Source organism: Sphingomonas sp. CROZ-RG-20F-R02-07 (assembly GCF_022662335.1).
Classification (GTDB): Bacteria; Pseudomonadota; Alphaproteobacteria; order Sphingomonadales; family Sphingomonadaceae; genus Sphingomonas.
In genome coordinates this window covers 1-18,015 of record NZ_JAKNQJ010000017.1, presented here as the reverse complement: position 1 = coordinate 18,015, position 18,015 = coordinate 1, and the positions used below count along the sequence as shown (strand labels likewise).

10 protein-coding genes are annotated in these 18,015 nt (G+C 70.0%); 6 read left to right on the top strand and 4 right to left on the bottom strand.

Annotated features, from left to right (window positions below):
* The first annotated feature begins 74 nt into the window (after window positions 1-74).
* Entirely contained in the window at window positions 75-1,136 is a 1,062-nt protein-coding gene (locus L8H00_RS16715; protein WP_242098441.1) for an SDR family oxidoreductase, read from the top strand.
* A gap of 16 nt (window positions 1,137-1,152) precedes the next feature.
* Here the strand turns inward: L8H00_RS16715 and L8H00_RS16710 are convergent, their stop codons facing one another.
* Entirely contained in the window at window positions 1,153-2,352 is a 1,200-nt protein-coding gene (locus L8H00_RS16710) for a multidrug effflux MFS transporter (RefSeq protein WP_242098475.1), read from the bottom strand.
* A 135-nt stretch (window positions 2,353-2,487) separates the two neighbouring features.
* Here L8H00_RS16710 and L8H00_RS16705 point away from each other — a divergent pair, with 135 nt between their 5' ends.
* Entirely contained in the window at window positions 2,488-4,881 is a 2,394-nt protein-coding gene (locus tag L8H00_RS16705; RefSeq protein WP_242098440.1) for a glycoside hydrolase family 127 protein, read from the top strand.
* Here the strand turns inward: L8H00_RS16705 and L8H00_RS16700 are convergent.
* From L8H00_RS16700 to L8H00_RS16690, 3 genes are read right to left on the bottom strand one after another with little or no spacing between them, the layout of a single operon-like run.
* Window positions 4,836-6,092: an adenosylmethionine--8-amino-7-oxononanoate transaminase gene (locus L8H00_RS16700; protein WP_242098439.1), complete on the bottom strand. Its 1,257-nt coding sequence runs from the start codon at window positions 6,090-6,092 to the stop codon at window positions 4,836-4,838. The two genes, L8H00_RS16705 and L8H00_RS16700, sit on opposite strands and share 46 nt — an antisense overlap.
* Window positions 6,089-6,715, bottom strand: a complete 627-nt coding sequence (gene bioD, locus L8H00_RS16695; RefSeq protein WP_242098438.1) for a dethiobiotin synthase — start codon at window positions 6,713-6,715, stop codon at window positions 6,089-6,091. The genes L8H00_RS16700 and bioD overlap by 4 nt, the downstream gene beginning before the upstream one ends.
* Window positions 6,712-7,845, bottom strand: coding sequence for an 8-amino-7-oxononanoate synthase (locus L8H00_RS16690; protein ID WP_242098437.1), 1,134 nt, complete (start codon window positions 7,843-7,845; stop codon window positions 6,712-6,714). The genes bioD and L8H00_RS16690 overlap by 4 nt, the downstream gene beginning before the upstream one ends.
* Before the next feature lie 212 nt (window positions 7,846-8,057).
* Between L8H00_RS16690 and L8H00_RS16685 the strand changes: the two genes are divergently transcribed.
* The 4 genes from L8H00_RS16685 to L8H00_RS16670 form a co-directional block, all read left to right on the top strand.
* Window positions 8,058-9,440, top strand: coding sequence for a diaminobutyrate--2-oxoglutarate transaminase (locus tag L8H00_RS16685; protein ID WP_242098436.1), 1,383 nt, complete (start codon window positions 8,058-8,060; stop codon window positions 9,438-9,440).
* Window positions 9,430-10,950: an aspartate aminotransferase family protein gene (locus L8H00_RS16680; protein WP_242098435.1), complete on the top strand. Its 1,521-nt coding sequence runs from the start codon at window positions 9,430-9,432 to the stop codon at window positions 10,948-10,950. Before L8H00_RS16685 ends, L8H00_RS16680 begins: the two co-directional genes overlap by 11 nt.
* Window positions 10,947-14,192, top strand: a complete 3,246-nt coding sequence (locus L8H00_RS16675) for an Npt1/Npt2 family nucleotide transporter (protein ID WP_242098434.1) — start codon at window positions 10,947-10,949, stop codon at window positions 14,190-14,192. The genes L8H00_RS16680 and L8H00_RS16675 overlap by 4 nt, the downstream gene beginning before the upstream one ends.
* 134 nt (window positions 14,193-14,326) lie before the next feature.
* Window positions 14,327-18,015, top strand: a 3,689-nt coding sequence (locus L8H00_RS16670) for a YDG domain-containing protein (RefSeq protein WP_242098433.1), incomplete at its 3' end; no start/stop codon positions are given.

The window sequence follows — 18,015 nt, the reverse complement described above, 5'->3', positions numbered from 1 at the left end:
ACCCCAAAAGGTGCCGTCTGGAAGCGCGCGATGGCCGTGCCTAGCTCGGAAACGAACGACGATGGAGCAGGAACATGGCCGGTACGGCATTGGTGGTGGGCGCAAGCGGGATCGTCGGCGGCGCGACGGCGGCGCTGCTGGCGGAGCAGGGATGGACGGTCCACGGCCTCGCCCGGCGCCCCGTCGCGCAGGCGGCCGTGACGCCGGTCGCGGCCGATCTCCAGGATGCGGCGGGCACCGCGGCGGCGCTCGCGGATCTTCATCCCGACGCGGTGTTCGTCACCACATGGCTGCGCCAGGACAACGAGGCGGAGAATATCCGCGTTAATGCGGCGATGGTGCGCAACCTGCTCGACGGCTTGCCCAAGCCCCGGGGTCCGCGTCACGTCGCGCTGGTGACCGGCCTGAAACATTATCTCGGGCCGTTCGAGGCTTACGGGAAAGGCACGCTTCCGCAGACCCCGTTCCGCGAGGAGCAGGGCCGGCTGGACGTCGAGAATTTCTATTACGCGCAGGAGGACGAGGTGTTCGCCGCCGCGGCCCGCGACGGCTTCACCTGGAGCGTCCACCGGCCGCATACCGTGATCGGCAAGGCAGTCGGCAATGCGATGAACATGGGCACCACGCTCGTCGTCTATGCCACGCTGTGCCGCGAGACCGGGCGCCCCTTCACCTTCCCCGGGTCCGCGGCGCAGTGGAACGGGCTGACCGACATGACCGATGCGCGGCAGCTCGCCCGTCACATGCTGTGGGCGGCGACCACGCCCGCCGCCGCGGACGAGGCGTTCAACGTGGTGAACGGTGACGTCTTCCGCTGGAGCTGGATGTGGGGCCGCATCGCCCAGTGGTTCGGGATCGCGGCGGCGCCGTTCGACGGCACCGTGCGGCCGCTGGAAGCGCAGATGGCGGACGATGCGGGTGTCTGGCGCGAGATCGCCGCGCGCCACGGCTTGGCGGAGGCGGAGCTCGCCCGCCTCGCGTCGCCCTGGCATACCGATGCCGATCTCGGCCGGCCGATCGAGGTGGTGACCGATATGTCCAAGAGCCGGCGGCTGGGCTTCGGCGCCTATCAGCCGACCGACGATGCGTTCTTCGCCCTGTTCGAACGGCTGCGGGCCGATCGCCTGATTCCCTGAACCCCGAACCGGCGCGCTATTCGTCCGCCATGCGCGGGCGGAACAGCGCGCCGCCCTCGATCGCATAGACCAGGGCCAGCACGATCAGGCCGATGGCGAGATAGCCGATCGCCAGCGGCAGCGTGGTGCCGTTGTAGGATTGGCCGATCGCCGATCCGACGATCACCGCGCCGACGCTGGTGATGAAGCCCTGGAGCGAGGAGGCGGTGCCGGCGATATGCCCCACCGGCTCCATCGCCATCGCGCCGAAATTGGATCCGCAGAGGCCGATGCACGTCATGCTGAGCGCCTGGAACGCGATATAGGTGACGAGCGATTCACGGCCGGTGCCGATCACCGCGAGGTGGAGCAGCGACAGGCCGATCAGCGCGAAGACCGCGGATTGCGAGATCAGCCGCGTGCCGAGCCGCTCCACCAGCCGGCTGTTGGCGAACGCCGCGCAGCCCATGAAGAAGGCGCAGAGCGCGAACAGCAGCGTGAACCGGTCGCCGGCATGGAATTCGTCGACGAAGATCTGCTGCGCCGACGAGACGAAGGCGATGATCGCGCCGAACGTCAGCGAGGCGGCGACCGCATAGCCGACCGAATAGCGGTTGGTCAGCGTCAGCCGATAGGCGGATTCGAGCATCACGAACGACAGCGCGCGCCGCCGGGCACGCGGCAGCGTCTCGGGCAGGCGGACGAGCGTCCAGGCGAGCACGAACGATGCAAAGCCCGCGAGCGCATAGAAGATGATCCGCCATGGCCCGAACAGCAACAGCCCTTGGCCCAGCGTCGGCGCCACGATCGGCACCAGGAAGAAGATCATCTGCGCCACCGACAGCGTGCGCGCCATCTGGCGCCCGGAAAACCCGTCGCGCACGATCGCGACCGCCAGCACGCGCGTGCTGGCGGACATCAGCCCCTGCAGCACGCGCGCGCCGAGCAGCGCCGCGAACGTCTGCGAACTCGCGGCGAAGATGCTCGCCGCCACGAAGCCGATCAGCGTGATGACGAGGATGGGCTTGCGGCCGAACCGGTCGGTGAGCGGCCCATAGACGAGCTGGCCGACGCCGAAGCCCAGCATATAGGCGGTGACGATCCATTGCCGGTGATTGGCCGCGGTGACCGCCAGCCGGCGACCGATATCCGCGAGTGCGGGCAGCATCATGTCGACGCCCAAGGCATTCACCGCCATCAACGCGGCGACAAAGGCCACGAATTCGTGGCGATGCATGGCGATGCCGGGCGATTCGCTAGTCATCGGCCCCGCCTAACGGCTGGGGTGGCCGAGCGCCATGCATGACGGCCCGCCGATTGACGCTGCGGAGCCATGCCCTTAGTTGGTATACGATATTCCGGGAGGGGCCTCATGTCGTTCGTCGAATCCAGCCGTCGCGAGCTCCTGATCGGCGCCGCCGCCATCGCGCTGGTCGCACACACCGGTACGGGCCGCGCCGCCACCACGCTGCTGGCGGGGGCTGCGAAGCCGCTGCCGCTGACCGCGGTGCGGCTCCACCCCTCGGACTATGCCACCGCGGTGGCGGTCAACCGTACCTATCTGCTGCGGCTCGATCCCGATCGGCTGCTGCACAATTTCCGCCGCTACGCCGGCCTGGCGCCCAAGGCGGCGATCTATGGCGGCTGGGAAAGCGACACGATCGCGGGCCATACGCTCGGCCATTATCTCTCCGCGCTGGTGCTCACCTGGCAGCAGACCGGCGATGCCGAGATGCGCCGCCGCGCCGATTATGTCGTGGCCCAACTGGCGGAGGCGCAGGCCAGGCGCGGCACCGGCTATGTCGGCGCGCTCGGCCGCAAGCGGAAGGACGGGACGATCGTCGATGGCGAGGAGATCTTTCCCGAAATCATGAAGGGCGACATCCGCTCGGGCGGGTTCGACCTGAACGGCGCATGGTCGCCGCTCTACACCGTGCACAAGCTGTTCGCGGGGCTGCTCGACGTGAACGCGGCCTGGGGCAACACGCAGGCGCTGGCGGTGACGACGGGGCTCGCCGGCTATTTCGAGCGCGTGTTCGCCGCGCTGACGCCCGAACAGGTGCAGCAGGTGCTGGCCTGCGAATATGGCGGGCTGAACGAAAGCTATGCGGAGCTGTATGCGCGCACCCGCGACGCGCGCTGGCTGCGGATGGCGCGGCTGATCCATGACGACCGCGTGCTGGATCCGCTGGCGCGCGGCGAGGACCGGCTGGCCAATCTCCACGCGAACACGCAGGTGCCCAAGCTGATCGGTCTCGCGCGGCTGCACGAGCTGACCGGCGATGCCGCACCAGCGGCGGCGGCGCGCACCTTCTGGGACGCGGTGACCGCGCATCACAGCTATGTCGTCGGCGGCAATGCGGACCGCGAATATTTCGCGGCGCCCGACACGATCGCCGACCACATCACCGAACAGACCTGCGAGCATTGCAACACCTACAACATGCTGAAGCTCACGCGGCATCTCTGGTCGTGGCATCCCGACGGCGCGCTGTTCGATTATTACGAGCGCGCGCACCTCAACCACGTCATGGCCGCGCAGGACCCCGCGACCGGCGGCTTCACCTATATGACGCCGCTGATGACGGGCGCGAACCGCGACTATTCGACCAGGGACGACGACGCCTTCTGGTGCTGCGTCGGGTCGGGCATGGAAAGCCATGCCAAGCATGGCGAATCGATCTTCTGGGAAGGCGATCGCGGCGCGCTCTACGTCAATCTCTACATCCCGGCCGAGGCCGAATGGGCGGCGCGCGGCGCATCGATGGCGCTCGAGACCGCCTATCCGTTCGAGCCCGTCTCGACGCTGCGTTTCACCCGGCTGCGCGGTGGGCGCTTCCCGGTGGCGTTGCGCGTGCCCGGCTGGGCGCAGGGGCGCGCGGCGGTCAGCGTCAACGGCACGGCGGTGACGCCGGTGTACGAGCGGGGCTATGCGGTGGTGGAGCGCAACTGGCGCACGGGTGACCGGATCGCCATCACGCTGCCGCTCGACTTGCGGATCGAGCCGACGCCGGGCGCGCCGCAGACGGTGGCGGTGCTGCGCGGGCCGATGGTGCTCGCCGCCGATCTGGGCGATACCGGGGCCAAATGGACCGGCGCCGATCCCGCGCTGGTCGGCAGCGACCTGCTGGGCGCGTTTTCGGCGACCGATGCGGCGCGCGGTCTCTATGCGACGCGCGGCGTGGTGCGGCCGGCGGACCTGCCGTTCGTGCCCTTCTACCGCCAGTATCGGCGGCGCAGCGCGGTATATTTCAAGACCTTTTCCGAAAGCGGCTGGCAATCGGAACAGGCGGCGTTCGCCGCGGATCAGGCGCGGCGGCAGGATGTCGCGGCGCGCTCGGTCGACGTGATGTTCCTCGGCGAAATGCAGCCCGAGCGCGACCATGCGCTGGCCAGCGAGCAATCCTATCCGCTCACCTATCGCGGGCGGCAGGGGCGCGACGTGCGCTCGGGCGGCTATCTCGAATTCGGCATGGCGGTGAAGCCGGGGCCGCTGCTGCTGCAGGCGACCTATTGGGGCGGCGAGCGCGCGCGCGATTTCGACATTCTGGTCGACGACGTGAAGATCGCCACGCAGCATCTGGACGAGGATCGGCCGGGCCAGTTCTTCGACGTCGAATATCCGCTTCCCGTGGCGCTCACCAACGGCAAGAGCCGCGTGCGCGTCCGCTTCGTGCCGCATGACCGATCGACCGCGGGGCCGATCTTCGGCGTGCGCCTCTACCGCGCCAAGCCGGCGCCCGGCGCCTCGCCGATCGCGGCATAGACCGCGTCCAGATCGTCGTCGCCGATCGCATAGGGCGGCATGACATAGACGGTGTTGCCGAGCGGCCGCAGCAGGATGTCACGGTCCCGGAAATGCGCCATCAGGCGGGGGCCGAGATCGGAGAGATAGCCGCCCGCGTCGCGGCCCAGCTCCAGGGCGGTGATCGTGCCGAGCTGCCGGGTGCCGTGCACACCCGGGCGGTCGGCGAGCGCCGCCAGCCGCGTCGCCTGTCGCGCCGCCAGATCCGCCACGCGCGCGCGCACCGGCTCGTCGCGCCAGATCGCCAGATTTGCCGCCGCCGCCGCGCAGGCGATCGGGTTGGCGGTGTAGCTGGAGGAGTGGAAGAACATCCGCGCGCGATCGCTCGACAGGTGCGCGGCATAGATGTCCTCGCTCGCCAGCGTGACCGCAAGCGGCACCGCGCCCCCGGTCAGCCCCTTGGACAGGCACAGGATGTCGGGCACCACCTCCGCCTGCTCGCACGCCGTCAGCGTGCCGGTGCGGCCCCAGCCGGTCATCACCTCGTCGGCGATGAAGATCACGCCCGCCTGCGCGCAGATTCGCCGCATCTCGGCCAATACCCATGCGGGATAGATCTTCATGCCGCCGGCGCCCAGGATCAGCGGCTCGACGATCAGCGCCGCCGCCTCGTCGGCACAGGCGCGTTCGAGCGCGTCGAGCGTATCCTGCTCGCGCCCAGGCTCGGGAAAGGGGATGGTGCCCACGTCGAACAGCAGCGGCGCATAGGCGCGGTTGAACGCGCCGCGCGCGCCGACCGACATCGTGCCGATCGTGTCGCCGTGATAGCCATGCTCCATCACCAGGATGCGGTGGCGCGGCGCGCCGCGGTTGAGCCAATAGCCGAGCGCCATCTTCAGCGCGACCTCGACGCTGGTCGATCCGGAATCGGAAAAGAACACGCGGGTGAGCGCGGGCGGCAGGATGGCGAGCAGCCCGCGTGCGACCGTCTCGGCGGGTTCGTGGGTCCAGCCGGCGAAGATGATCTGATCGAGCGCCTGCGCCTGATCCGCGATCGCCGCCATGATCCGCGGGTGGCGATGGCCGTGCGTCGTCACCCACCAGGACGAAATCGCATCGACGATCCGCCGCCCGTCCGCGGTGTGCAGCACCGCGCCCTCGGCATGCGTCACCAGCGGGATCGGCTCGCCCAGGCCATGTTGCGTGAACGGGTGCCAGACGGGCGAGGTCATGCAAAATCCCCGAGGTCGAAATGCGCGGCGAAGGCGGCGGCGAGCGTTTCGGCATCGAGCGGATCGACGCGCGGCAGCCGCCCGAGCCGCCGCACGCCGCCGATCCGCGCGATCGTCGCCTCGCTGTCCTCCTGCGCCTCGCCGACGAACGCGACGCCCAGGATGGGCACGCCGCGCGCGCGCAGCGCCGCGATCGACAACAGGCTGTGGTTGATCGTGCCGAGCGCGGTGCGCGCGACGAGTATGACCGGCGCCGCCCAGCGCGCGAACATATCGGCGAAGAGCAGATCGTCCGCCAGCGGCACGAGCACGCCGCCCGCGCCCTCCACCACCAGCGGCCCCTCGACCACCGGCAGGGCGAGCCGCGCGGGATCGATCGTCACGCCGTCGATCGCGGCGGCGCGGTGCGGCGAACAGGGGGTGGCGAGCCGGTACGCCTCGGGCAGCGTGGCGCGCAGCCGGGGCCCAGCGAGCGCGGCCACGCGCGCGCGATCGGTGCCGTCATCGGTGCCGGCCTGCACCGGCTTCCAATAGGTCGCGCCGAGCGCCCCGGCGAGCGCGGCGGCGAAGACCGTCTTGCCGATCTCGGTATCGGTGCCGGTGACGATCAGCGTGGCGGTCATGCGGCCAGTGCCCCCGAATCTTTCATTGCACCGGCCAGCGCGTCGATCTGCGCGGGCGTGACGTTCAGCGTGATCGACAGCCGCAGCCGCGCGGTGCCAGGCGGCACGGTCGGCGGCCGGATGCCGCGCACGTCGAACCCCGCCGCGCGGATCGCCGCCGCCATCCGCATCGTCGCGGCGTCGTCGCCGATCACCAGCGGCAGGATCTGCGATCCCGTCGCCGCCACGCCCACCCGCGCCAGCGCGGTTTCGGCATGCGCGACGCGCTGCCACAGCGCCGTCCGCCGCTCGGGTTCGTCGGCAAGGCAGCGCAGCGCCTCGCGCGCGGCGGCGGCCATCAGCGGCGAGGGCGCGGTGGAAAAGACGAAGGGCCGCGCGCGGTTGACGAGGATGTCGCGCAGCACGCGCGGCAGGCAGACCAGCGCGCCCTCGCAGCCCAGCGCCTTGCCCAAGGTGTGCAGCGTCACGACGTCGTCGCGACCGTGAAGCCCGTCGGCCAGGCCGCGCCCGCCGGTGCCGAACACGCCCGTCGCATGCGCCTCGTCCACGATCAGCATCGCGCCCTCACGCGCGGCGAGCGCGGCCAGGTCGGCGAGCGGCGCCCGGTCGCCGTCCATGCTGTAGAGGCTTTCGACCGCGATCCAGGGCCGGCCCGTATGTCCCCCGCGGCGCCACGCGGCGATCGCATCGGCGAAGGCGTCGACATCGTTGTGCGCGGCGGCGACGCGTTCGGCGCGGCCGAGCCGCATCCCGTCATGCGCGCTCGCATGGATCAGCGCATCGTAGACGACGAGATCGCCGCGGGCGGGCAGGCTGGCGAAGATCGCGAGATTGGCGGCATAGCCGTTCGAAACGAACAGCGCCGCCTGTGCGCCGAACGCGTGCGCCGCCTCGTCTTCCAGCGCCTCGTGCTCGGGATCGTTGCCGCGCAGCAGCCGCGATCCGCCCGAGCCGACCGACACGCCGCGGGCCAGCGCCGCGGCCACCGCGTCGCGCATCCGCGGGGAACCGGCGAGCGCGAGATAGTCGTTGGACGCGAAATCGGCCCCGGCCCGCGGCGTCAGCGCGCGCAGCCGGTCGATCGCGGCGAGACGGTCGAGATCCTCACGATAGGCGTGCAGGGCGGACATGACGCCGCTCTAGCCGTTTCGGCCGCGCATGCCAGCACCGGAACGGCGGAGACCGGTCGCACGTGTCGCCGCGTGCCGCGGTGCGACGATATTTGTACCAAAAAAGCACGAACGCTCTGCGGCGCGGCGACTCAATCTTCCCAATATCGTGAGATTGGTCTACGTGCGCGGCGCGGCCGAAGGGGATCGGCCGATGGGGGAATGTCGGCGTTATGGTGCTCGCACAGGAGCGTGTCGAGGAGGCGCGCGGCAACAGCTATTATCTCGCCAACCAGGACGAACGCGAATCCTCCGCGCGCACCTATGCGCGCAAGTTCCGGCTGGCGGTGGCCAAGGCGTCGGGCATCACGCTGACCGACACCGACGGCCGCGTGTATTACGACTGCCTCGCCGGTGCCGGCACCTTCCCGATCGGCCATAACCACCCGCATGTGATCGAGGCGGTCCGCCGTCAGCTCGACAGCGGCATGCCGTTCCAGACGCTCGACCTGACGACGCCGGTGAAGGACGCCTATACCGCCGCGCTGTTCGACACGCTGCCGCCCGAATTCGCCAAGCGTGCGAAGATCCAGTTCTGCGGCCCCACCGGCGCGGACGCGAACGAGGCCGCGGTGAAGCTGGTGCGCACCGCGACGAAGCGTTCGACCATGCTGACGTTCCGCGGCGCTTATCACGGGATGACGGTAGGCACGCTCGGCCTGTCGGGCAATCTGTCGCCCAAGACGAACCTGCCCGGCGTCAGCAACGATTCGCAGTTCCTGCCCTATCCCGACCAATATCGCTGCCCCTTCGGCATCGGCGGCGAGGCGGGGCTGCGCGCGAACACGCATCTGATCCGCACGCTGCTGGAGGATCCGGAATCGGGCGTGATCCCGGCGGGCATCATCCTCGAGGCGGTTCAGGGCGAGGGCGGCGTGATCCCCGCCGACAACCGCTGGATGACCGACCTGCGCGCGCTGACCCGCGAACACGCGCTGCCGATGATCGTCGACGAGGTGCAGAGCGGCTGGGGCCGCACCGGGCGCCTCTATGCGTTCGAACATTCGGGCGCGATCCCCGACGTGCTCGTGCTGTCCAAGGCGATCGGCGGCGGCCTGCCGATGTCGGTGGTGATCTATGACGAGAGCCTCGATCTGTGGGGCCCGGGCGCGCATGCCGGCACGTTCCGCGGCAACCAGATGGCGATGGCGGCCGGGCTCGCCACGCTCGAGGTGATCCGCCGCGAACGGCTGCCCGAACATGCCGAGGCGGTGGGCGCGTATCTGGTGGAGCGGCTGCGCGCCATCCAGGCCGAGACCGGCCTGATCGGCGACGTGCGCGGTCGGGGCCTGATGATCGGCGCCGAGGTGGTCGATCCCGACGGCCGGCCCGACGCGCTCGGTCATCCGCCGCAGGACGGCCGGACGGCGGCGGCGATTCAGCAGCATTGCCTCAAGCGCGGCCTCATCATCGAACTGGGTGGGCGCTTCGGCGCGGTGGTTCGCTTCCTGCCGCCGCTGATCGTCATTCGCGCCGACATCGATGCGATCTGCGACATCTTCGCCGACGCGGTCCGCGCCGCCGCCGCCGAGCGGAGCCGCCCCGTTGCCGTCTGATCGCTTCGACGCCGATTTCCTGACGCGCGCGCCCGCGGGCACCGCTGCCTTCCGTGCTGCCGTCACTGCCAGCACCGAGGCGCTGATCGACAGCCATGCCGGCACCGGACGCTGCTTTTCGGGCGCGACGCCGCAGGACATCGCCGCCGCGATCGCCGCGATCGAGGTGTGTCCCGACGAGGGGATCGGGATCGAGGCGGCGATCGCGCGCGTCGCCGATCTGGTGCTCAGCCAGTCGGTGGTGGTGAGCGATCCCGATTGCCTCGGCCATCTCCACTGCCCGCCGCTGATCCCCGGCATCGCCGCCGAGCTGATGATCGGCGCCACCAACCAGTCGATGGACAGTTGGGACCAGGCGCCCGCCGCCACCTATCTCGAACAGCATGTGATCGAATGGCTTGCCGCGCTCGCCGGCATGGGCGACGAAGCCGACGGCATCTTCACCAGCGGCGGCACGCAATCGAACTTCATGGCGCTGCTGCTCGCGCGCAACCTGTTCGGCCAGGCGCAGGGCTGGCGCATCCGCCGCGAGGGCATGCCCGCCGATGCGCAGCGGCTGCGCATCCTGTGTTCGGACGTCGCGCATTTCTCGGTGCAGCAGTCCGCCGCGATCCTGGGGCTCGGCGAACGCGCGGTGGTGACGGTGCCGACCGACGCGCGCAAGCGGATGGATCCGGCGGCGCTGGCCGCCACCATCGCGGCGCTGCGCGCCGACGGCCTGCTCCCGTTCCTGGTGGTCGCGACCGCGGGCACGACCGATTTCGGCAGCATCGATCCGATCGCGGCGATCGCCGACATCTGCGCGGACGAGACGTTGTGGCTGCACGTCGATGCGGCGTTCGGCGGCGGGCTGTTGCTGAGCGATCGGCACCGGCATCTGCTCGACGGGATTGGCCGCGCCGATTCGGTCACCGTGGATTTCCACAAACTGTTCTATCAGCCGATCAGTTGCGCCACCTTCCTGGTGCGACGGCGCGGCGATTTCGACGCGATCCACCTCCATGCGGATTATCTCAATCCGGAAGAGAATGTGGAGGCGGGCGTGCTCGATCTGGTCGGCAAGTCGATCCAGACGACGCGGCGCTTCGACGGGCTGAAGCCGTTCCTGACGATGCAGGCGCTGGGCCGCCGGCATCTGGCGGCGATGATCGACACCACGATCGCGCTCGCCGCCGAGGTTGCGACGATGATCGAGGGCGACGACGCGCTCGAACTCGTCGCCGCGCCCACGATCAACGCGCTCGTCTTCCGCTTCGCGCCCGCCGGCGCGGATGCGGACGCGCTCGATCACGCCAATCGCGAGATCCGCCGCCGGCTGCTCCATCAGGGCCGCGTGCTGCTGGCGGGCACCAAGGTGGGCGGGCGCAGCTATCTGAAATTGACGATGCTCAATCCGCGCACGCAGCCGGAGGGCGTCCGCGCCATCCTCGATGCGGTGACCGGGATGGGCCATGGGCTGCTGCGCGGGGACGGCGCCGCACAGGAACTCCGGGGGGAGACGATCGCATGAGCATGGCCGAGACCCAGACATTGCCCGCGCCAAGCGCGGGCTGGGCGGCGCGGATGACGCCCGAGATCAAGCTGACCATCCTGCTGTTCTTCTTCTCGTTCTTCATCGCCGGCGTGCCGCGCGTCTTCACCCAGAACGCGTCCTACAGCCTGTTCATCGCCGCGTACGGCGCCAAGGCGGTGCCCTATGCCTATATCGCGCAGGCGATCTGCGTGCCGATCGGCGGCTGGATCTACCTGATGGGCGAGCATCGGCTGAAGCTGCGCACGCTCATCCTGACGACCTTGTGCGTCAACGCCTCGGTGCTCGTCCTCTTCCGCATCGGCCTGTATCTGCAGGTGCCGCTGGTCGCGGGCGCGACGATGGTGTGGTTCGAGATCGAATTCGTGCTCTCCAGCCTGTTGCTGTGGGGTCTCGCCAACCAGCTCATGACGTTGCGCCAGGGCAAGCGCCTGTTCGGCTTCATCGTGGCGGGCGAGCCGGTCGCGGTGATCGTCTGCGGCCTCGGCACGTCGCTGCTGATGCGCTTCCTGACCACGCCCGACCTGTTCCTGCTGTCGGCGGCGGGCGCGATCATCGGCTTCTTCCTCGTGCTCTACATCACCGCCAACTACGCGCCGCCGGCCGATGCCGCGGGCGGCGAGGAGGAGCATGCCCCGGCCGAGGGCGAGCCCGCCGCCAAGGCGTGGTGGAAGGAAAGCTATATCCTGGTGATGATCGGGATGATCGTCGCGTCGCAGCTGATCTTCTTCTTCAACGACGAAACCTTCTACATCGCGGTCGACGAGCGCTATCACAACGAAGAGGCGATCGCGAGTTTCCTCGGCGTCTATTCGGCGGTGATGGGCAGCATCAGCCTGGCGGTCAGCCTGTTCGTGGCGGGGCCGCTGGTGCGGCGCTTCGGCGTGCGCGGCGGCCTCATCACATTGCCCGCCTTGCTGTTCGTCGGCGCGATCGTCGCGGTGGTGACCGGGCAGATGTTCGGCGTCGCCACCGCGCTGTTCTTCGTGCTGGTAACCAACAAGGTGATCGACCAGTCGTTCCGCTACACGCTCGACAAGACGACGACGATCACGCTCTATCAGCCGCTGCCCGCCGCCAAGCGGATGAAGCTGCAGGCCGCGCTGGAATCGATGATCGAGCCGGTGACGGGCGGCGTCGCGGGCCTGTTGCTGTCGTTCATGATCCATGTGCTGGGCTTCAGCGCGATCGGCGTCAGCGCGGTGATGGCGGCGATCCTCGCGGCGTGGCTCGGCACCGTGTTCGTGGTGTCGAAAGGCTATACCGACGTGCTACGCCGCGCGGTGGCGGGGCGGCAGTTCGATTTCGATCCCGATGCCGCGCTGTCTGGCGATGCGCTCGTCGCGATCCGCCATGGACTGGCCAGCCGGCACGTCGGCGAGGTGCTCTATGCGCTCCACGTGCTGGGCGGCCGGCCCGAGGGGCTGGCGGTGGCGGACGTCGCGCCGCTGCTCGCGCATGCCGAACCCGCGGTGCGGATCGAGGCGGCGCAGTGGTTCGAGGCGCGGCAGGACGCCGGCGGCCTTGCGCTCGTGTCCGGGCGGCTCGCACAGGAGCGGCTGCCTTCGGTGCGCGGCGCGCTGATCGCGGCGATCGCGGGCAGCGCGGGCGAGGACGCGGTCGAGCATGTGCTGCCCTATCTCGATGCGGAGACCGAGGCCGAGCAGGTCGGCGCCTATCAGGGGCTGATCCGCCACGGCGGCATCGAGGGCGTGATCGCCGCGGGCAATCGCCTGATCGCGGATATCCAGAGCACCGATGCCAATCGGCGCCAGCTCGCCGCCGACGTGATGCAGCGGGTCGGCTCGCACCTCTTCTATCGCCCGCTGCTGCGGCTGCTCGACGATCCGAACGAGGAGGTGCGCGCCGCGGCGCTGGCGGCGGCGGGGGCGATCCACGCGCCGCAGCTCTGGCCCGCGATCCTCGACAGCCTGAAATCCGCGCGGCTGACGCAGCCGGCGATCGCCGCGATCGGGATGATCGGCGACGACATGCTCGAGCCGCTGGCCGCGCTCTATGCCGATCCGGCGACGGTGCGCGCGACGCGCCGCGCCGCGATCGCCGCGGCGGGGGTGATCGGCACGCCGGCCGCGGCGACCTGGCTGATGACGCTGATCGAGGAAGGCGAGCGCGTGCTGCGCCATGCCGCCCTCGCCGCCCTCTGGCGGATCGGGCACAAGGCGACGCCCGCCGAGCGGCCGCGCGTCAAGGCGCAGCTCCATGCCGAGGTGGACACCGCGGCCTGGATGCTCGCCGCCTGGGCCGATTGCGCGCATGACGACGAGGGCCAGGCGCTGGTCGCGCGCGCTCTCTCGGACGAGATCGACAATACGCAGGAGGCGATCTTCCACCTGCTCGGGCTGCTGGTCGACAAGGTCGACATGCACGAGGCGCGGCTCCGCTTTGTCTCGGGCGGCGCGACGCAGCGCAGCTATGTGCTCGAGATGCTCGACAATTCGCTCGACATGGACGTGAAGCCCGCGGTGCTGCCGTTCCTCGAGCCGGAAACGCTCGAGGGGCGCAACCTCTCGCTCGGCAAGCGCAGCACGTCGGGCGGGCTCGCGGGTGTGGGCGGCGTCGCCGAGACGTCGGAGGCGCGGCTCGGCGCCTGGGCACCGGCCAGCGCGCTCTATGCGCTGGCGCTGATCGGATCGGAGGCGGCCGAAGAGGCGGTCTCGGCCGCACGGATGGTCGAGGACGCGGTGCTGCGCGAAACGGCGGAATGGATCGCGGGGGGCAAGACCCGGGTAGGGGAAGGACGGACCATGTTGTTGACGATCGAAAAGGTACTCATCCTGCGCAGCGTCGGCATCTTCTCGCATGTGCGCGAGAGTTCGCTGACGCAGGCCGCGCAGTCGGTGCGCGAAGTGCCGGTGAAGGCCGGGCAGACGGTGTTCGCGCAAGGCGATTTCGGCGACGCGCTCTATATCGTCGCGAGCGGCCGGCTGCGGGTGCATATCGGGGACAAGCAGCTCGCCGAGATCGGCGAGCGCCAGGTCGTGGGCGAGATGGCGGCGCTCGATCCCGAGCCGCGCTCGGCCTCGGTCACCGCGATCGAGGACAGCCTGTTGCTGCGCATGTCGAGCGACAATCTGGAACGGCTGATCGGCGACGACATCCGCGTCGCGCGCGGCATCATCCACGAATTGTGCGACCGCCTGCGCAAGGCGAACACGGCGCCCGCCGCGGCTCCGGTGGCGCTGGCCGCCGAGCCAGCCTGAGCCGCCATGTCGTTGTGTTTGCCCCATGTCTTGCGATCATGTAGGGCACCGTTCGGGCGCCTTTCCGATCGAGCGATCGCGAAAGCGGCGACATGCATCGGCGTGGTCGCGTTCGTCCCCGGGATAGCCACGCGATGATCCTCGACACGCCCGCCCGCGCGTTCTCCGTCATGGCGCGCACCAGCTTTCGCGCCTGCACCAGCTTCGCGCTGATCCACCTGCTGGCGACGACGCCGGCCGCGGCGCAATCGATCGCCGGCCCGCAGGTGAGCGCGGGGGCCGCGAGCGTGGCGGGCGTGGGCACGACGAACGTCGTCGTCACCCAGACGACCGACAAGGCGGTGATCGACTGGCGCGCCTTCTCGGTCGACAACGGCACCAGCGTGGCGTTCCGCCAGCCCGGCGCGGGGTCGATCGCGCTCAACCGCATCACGGGTTCGGGCCAGACGCGGATCGACGGTTCGCTCGTCGCCAACGGGCAGGTGTGGCTGCTGAACCCCAACGGCGTGCTGATCGGCGCGGGCGGGCAGGTGAACGCGGCGGGCTTCCTGGCGTCCACGCACGCGATGAGCAACGCCGATTTCCTGGGCGGCAACTACACGCTCACCGGCGACGGATCGGCGGCGGGCGTGACCAACCTCGGCGCGATCGTCGCGGCCGATGGCGGCTATGCGGTGCTGGCGGGCAACCATGTCGCCAATGCCGGGCTCGTCCAGGCGCGGCTCGGCACCGTGGCGCTGGGCGCGGGCAAGACGATGGTGCTCGACGTGGTCGGCGACAAATTGCTGTCCTTCGCGGTCACCGCGCCGCTGAGCGTCGTCGCCACCGGCGGCGCGCTGGTCGACAATGCGGGCACGCTGTCGGCCAAGGGCGGCCAGGTGCTGATGACCGCGCGCGCGGCGGCGGGCGTCGTCAGCGGCGTCGTCAACACCACGGGGCTGATCGATGCCACCGCGGTGAGCCGGCAGGGCGGCACGATCGTGCTCGACGGTGGCGACACGGGGCTCGTCTATGCGGCCGGCACGCTGGATGCGAGCGGCAAGGGCGCGGGGCAGACCGGCGGCTCGATCGGCGTGTTCGGCGACACCGTGGTGGCGGGCGCTGGTGCGACGCTCGATGCCAGCGGCTATGCGGGCGGCGGTACGATCGCGGTGGGCGGCGGCTGGCAGGGTGCGAGCGTCGGCGGCCATGCGAGCGCGGTGCGCGCAGGCCTGGCGGCAAGCGCGACGCTGGACGCGAGCGCGCTGTCCACCGGCGACGGCGGCACGGTCACTGTGTGGTCCGACGTGACGAACGCGACCTCGCAGACGCTGGCGTACGGCACGATCCTCGCGCGCGGTGGCGCAGGCGGCGGCAATGGCGGCCGGATCGAGACGTCAGGCCATTATCTCGACACCACCGGCGTGCGCGGATCGGCGGCGGCACCGTTCGGCGCGGCGGGGCTGTGGCTGTTCGATCCGTATGATGTGGAGATCGTGGCGGCGGGGACGGGCAATGCGCCGGCGATCGTCAATCCGGGGTTCGAGAGCGGGCTGACGGGATGGACCGCGTTGCCGAACTCGACGACCGCGACGCAGGTCGTCGTCAGCGCAACCGGCGATAGCGCAACTGGCAACAGCGGTGCGACCTTCACATCCCAGGTGTCGTCCGGCGGGCATTTTGCGCTTGCGTCCGGCGGCACCGCCAGCGTGGCGAACGGCATCCAGCAGACGTTCGTGGGCGCCGCGGGCCAATATTTTGATCTGTACGCGTTGTTCCTCGGCAAGGACTATACGCCGTACAACGACAGCGGCACCGTTCAGCTGGTGCAGCCCAACGGTCAGGTGCTGACGCTCTATTCCCAGGCGATTTCGAACGGGAACAACTATCTTACCGTGCCGTGGCAGCAGCAACGCGTCACCCTGGCGCAAAACGGCACCTACACGATAAAGGCGTATTCGACGAACATCGGCGATGCCGGGTCGCCTTCGCAACTCGGCTTCGAACTGGCCACGGGCAGCGGCGGTAGCAGCAATGGCGCGTTTGCCACGACCAGCGGCGGTCAGACCTGGACCCCCACCGCCACCGCCTCCAAGGTCGACGTCTCGCAGATCACCGGCTTCCTGAACGCCGGCACCAACGTCCAGATCACCACCGGCACCGCGAACCAGGGCAGCGAAGCCGGCAACATCACCGTCAACGCCATGATTGCCAAGACCGCGGGCGCCGCCGCGACGCTCCGGCTGGATGCGGCCAACGCCATCGTCGTGAACCAGACGATCGGCTCGACCAGCAATGCGCTGAACCTCGTGCTGAACGCGGGCGCCGGCGGCATCGCGCTCAACGCGGGCGTGGGCACCAATGGCGGCAGCCTCGCGCTCAGCACCACGGGCGCGGCGACCCAGACTGCGGCGCTCACCGCCGGCGCGCTGACGCTGAACGGCACCGGCGGCAGCTACACGCTTACCAACGCCGCCAACGTCTTCCAGACGCTCGGCGGCAACACCGGCACGATCGCGATTGCCAACGCCGCCGCCGCGACAACGCTCGCCGCGCTCACGACCACCGGCACGCTCGCCATAACCACCGCCGGCACCGTGACTCAGACGAGCGCACTCACCGCGCCGACGCTGTCGCTGTCGGGTGGCAGCTACACGCTGACCAACGCGGCGAACGCAGTTGGCACGCTCACCGGCACGGCCGCTGCGGCGACGCTGATCGACGGCGCGGCGGTCACCGTCACGGGGTTCGCGAGCACGGGCGCCTTCGCGCTGACGGGCGGCGGCGCGGTTACGCTGGCGGGCAACGACGGTTTCGGCGCCGATGCGAGCGTGTCGAGCCCGGGCGCGATCACGCTCGCCAGCGGGGCGCGGCTGACGAGCGCCGGTACGCTCGCGCTGCGCGCCGGCACCAATTTCACCAACCAGGCCGGTGCGTCGGCGATCGCCACCACCGGCAGCGGCCGCTGGCTGATCTATTCGCAGGCGCCGTCGGGCGATCAGTTCGGCGGCCTCGCCAGCGGCAACGCGGCGCTGCTCGGGCGCGCGGCCGGTGCCACCGTCACCGAAGCGGGCAACCGCTATGTCTTCGCGGTCACGCCGACGATCACCGTCACGCCCGCCGGCACGCACAAGACCTATGGCGACACGCTGACCGCCGCGGGCGTCCCTTACGCCGCGACCGGGCTGATCGACGCGAGCGCCTATGGCAACGTCTTCACCCAGGACGTGCTGTCGGGCGCGCCCGGCGTCGATCCAAGCTATGGCGGATTGGCCGCGACCGCCTATGCCGGCACCTATCAGCTCCATGCGACGCAGGGCAGCCTCTCCGCGCCGCAGGGCTATGGCTTCGCCTTCGGCGCGGCGACGCTGACGGTCGACCCCCGCACCCTCGTGCTCGCGGCCGTGACCGACAGCCGGGTGTACGACGGATCCACCGCATCGGCCGCGACGCCGATCGTCACCGGCCTGGTGAACGGCGATACGGTGAGCGGCGCGGCGCAAAGCTTCGACAGCCGCAATGCCGGCACCCGCACGCTGAGCGTCGGCGCCGTGACCGTCAACGATGGCGCCAACGGCTACAACTACACCATCACCCGCCAGACCGCCGGCGGCAGCATAACCGCCAAAGCGCTGACCGCCTCGCTGACGGGTGGCGTGGCCAAGACCTATGACGGCACGACGGCAGCGACGCTGGCGGGTGGCAACTACACGCTGGCCGGCACGGTCACAGGCGACGCGGTTGCGCTGAACGCGCCGACGAGCGGCAGCTTCGACACCAAGAACGTCGGTACGGCCAAGACGGTCAGCGTCGGCAACCTGGCGCTGAGCGGGAGCGACGCCGG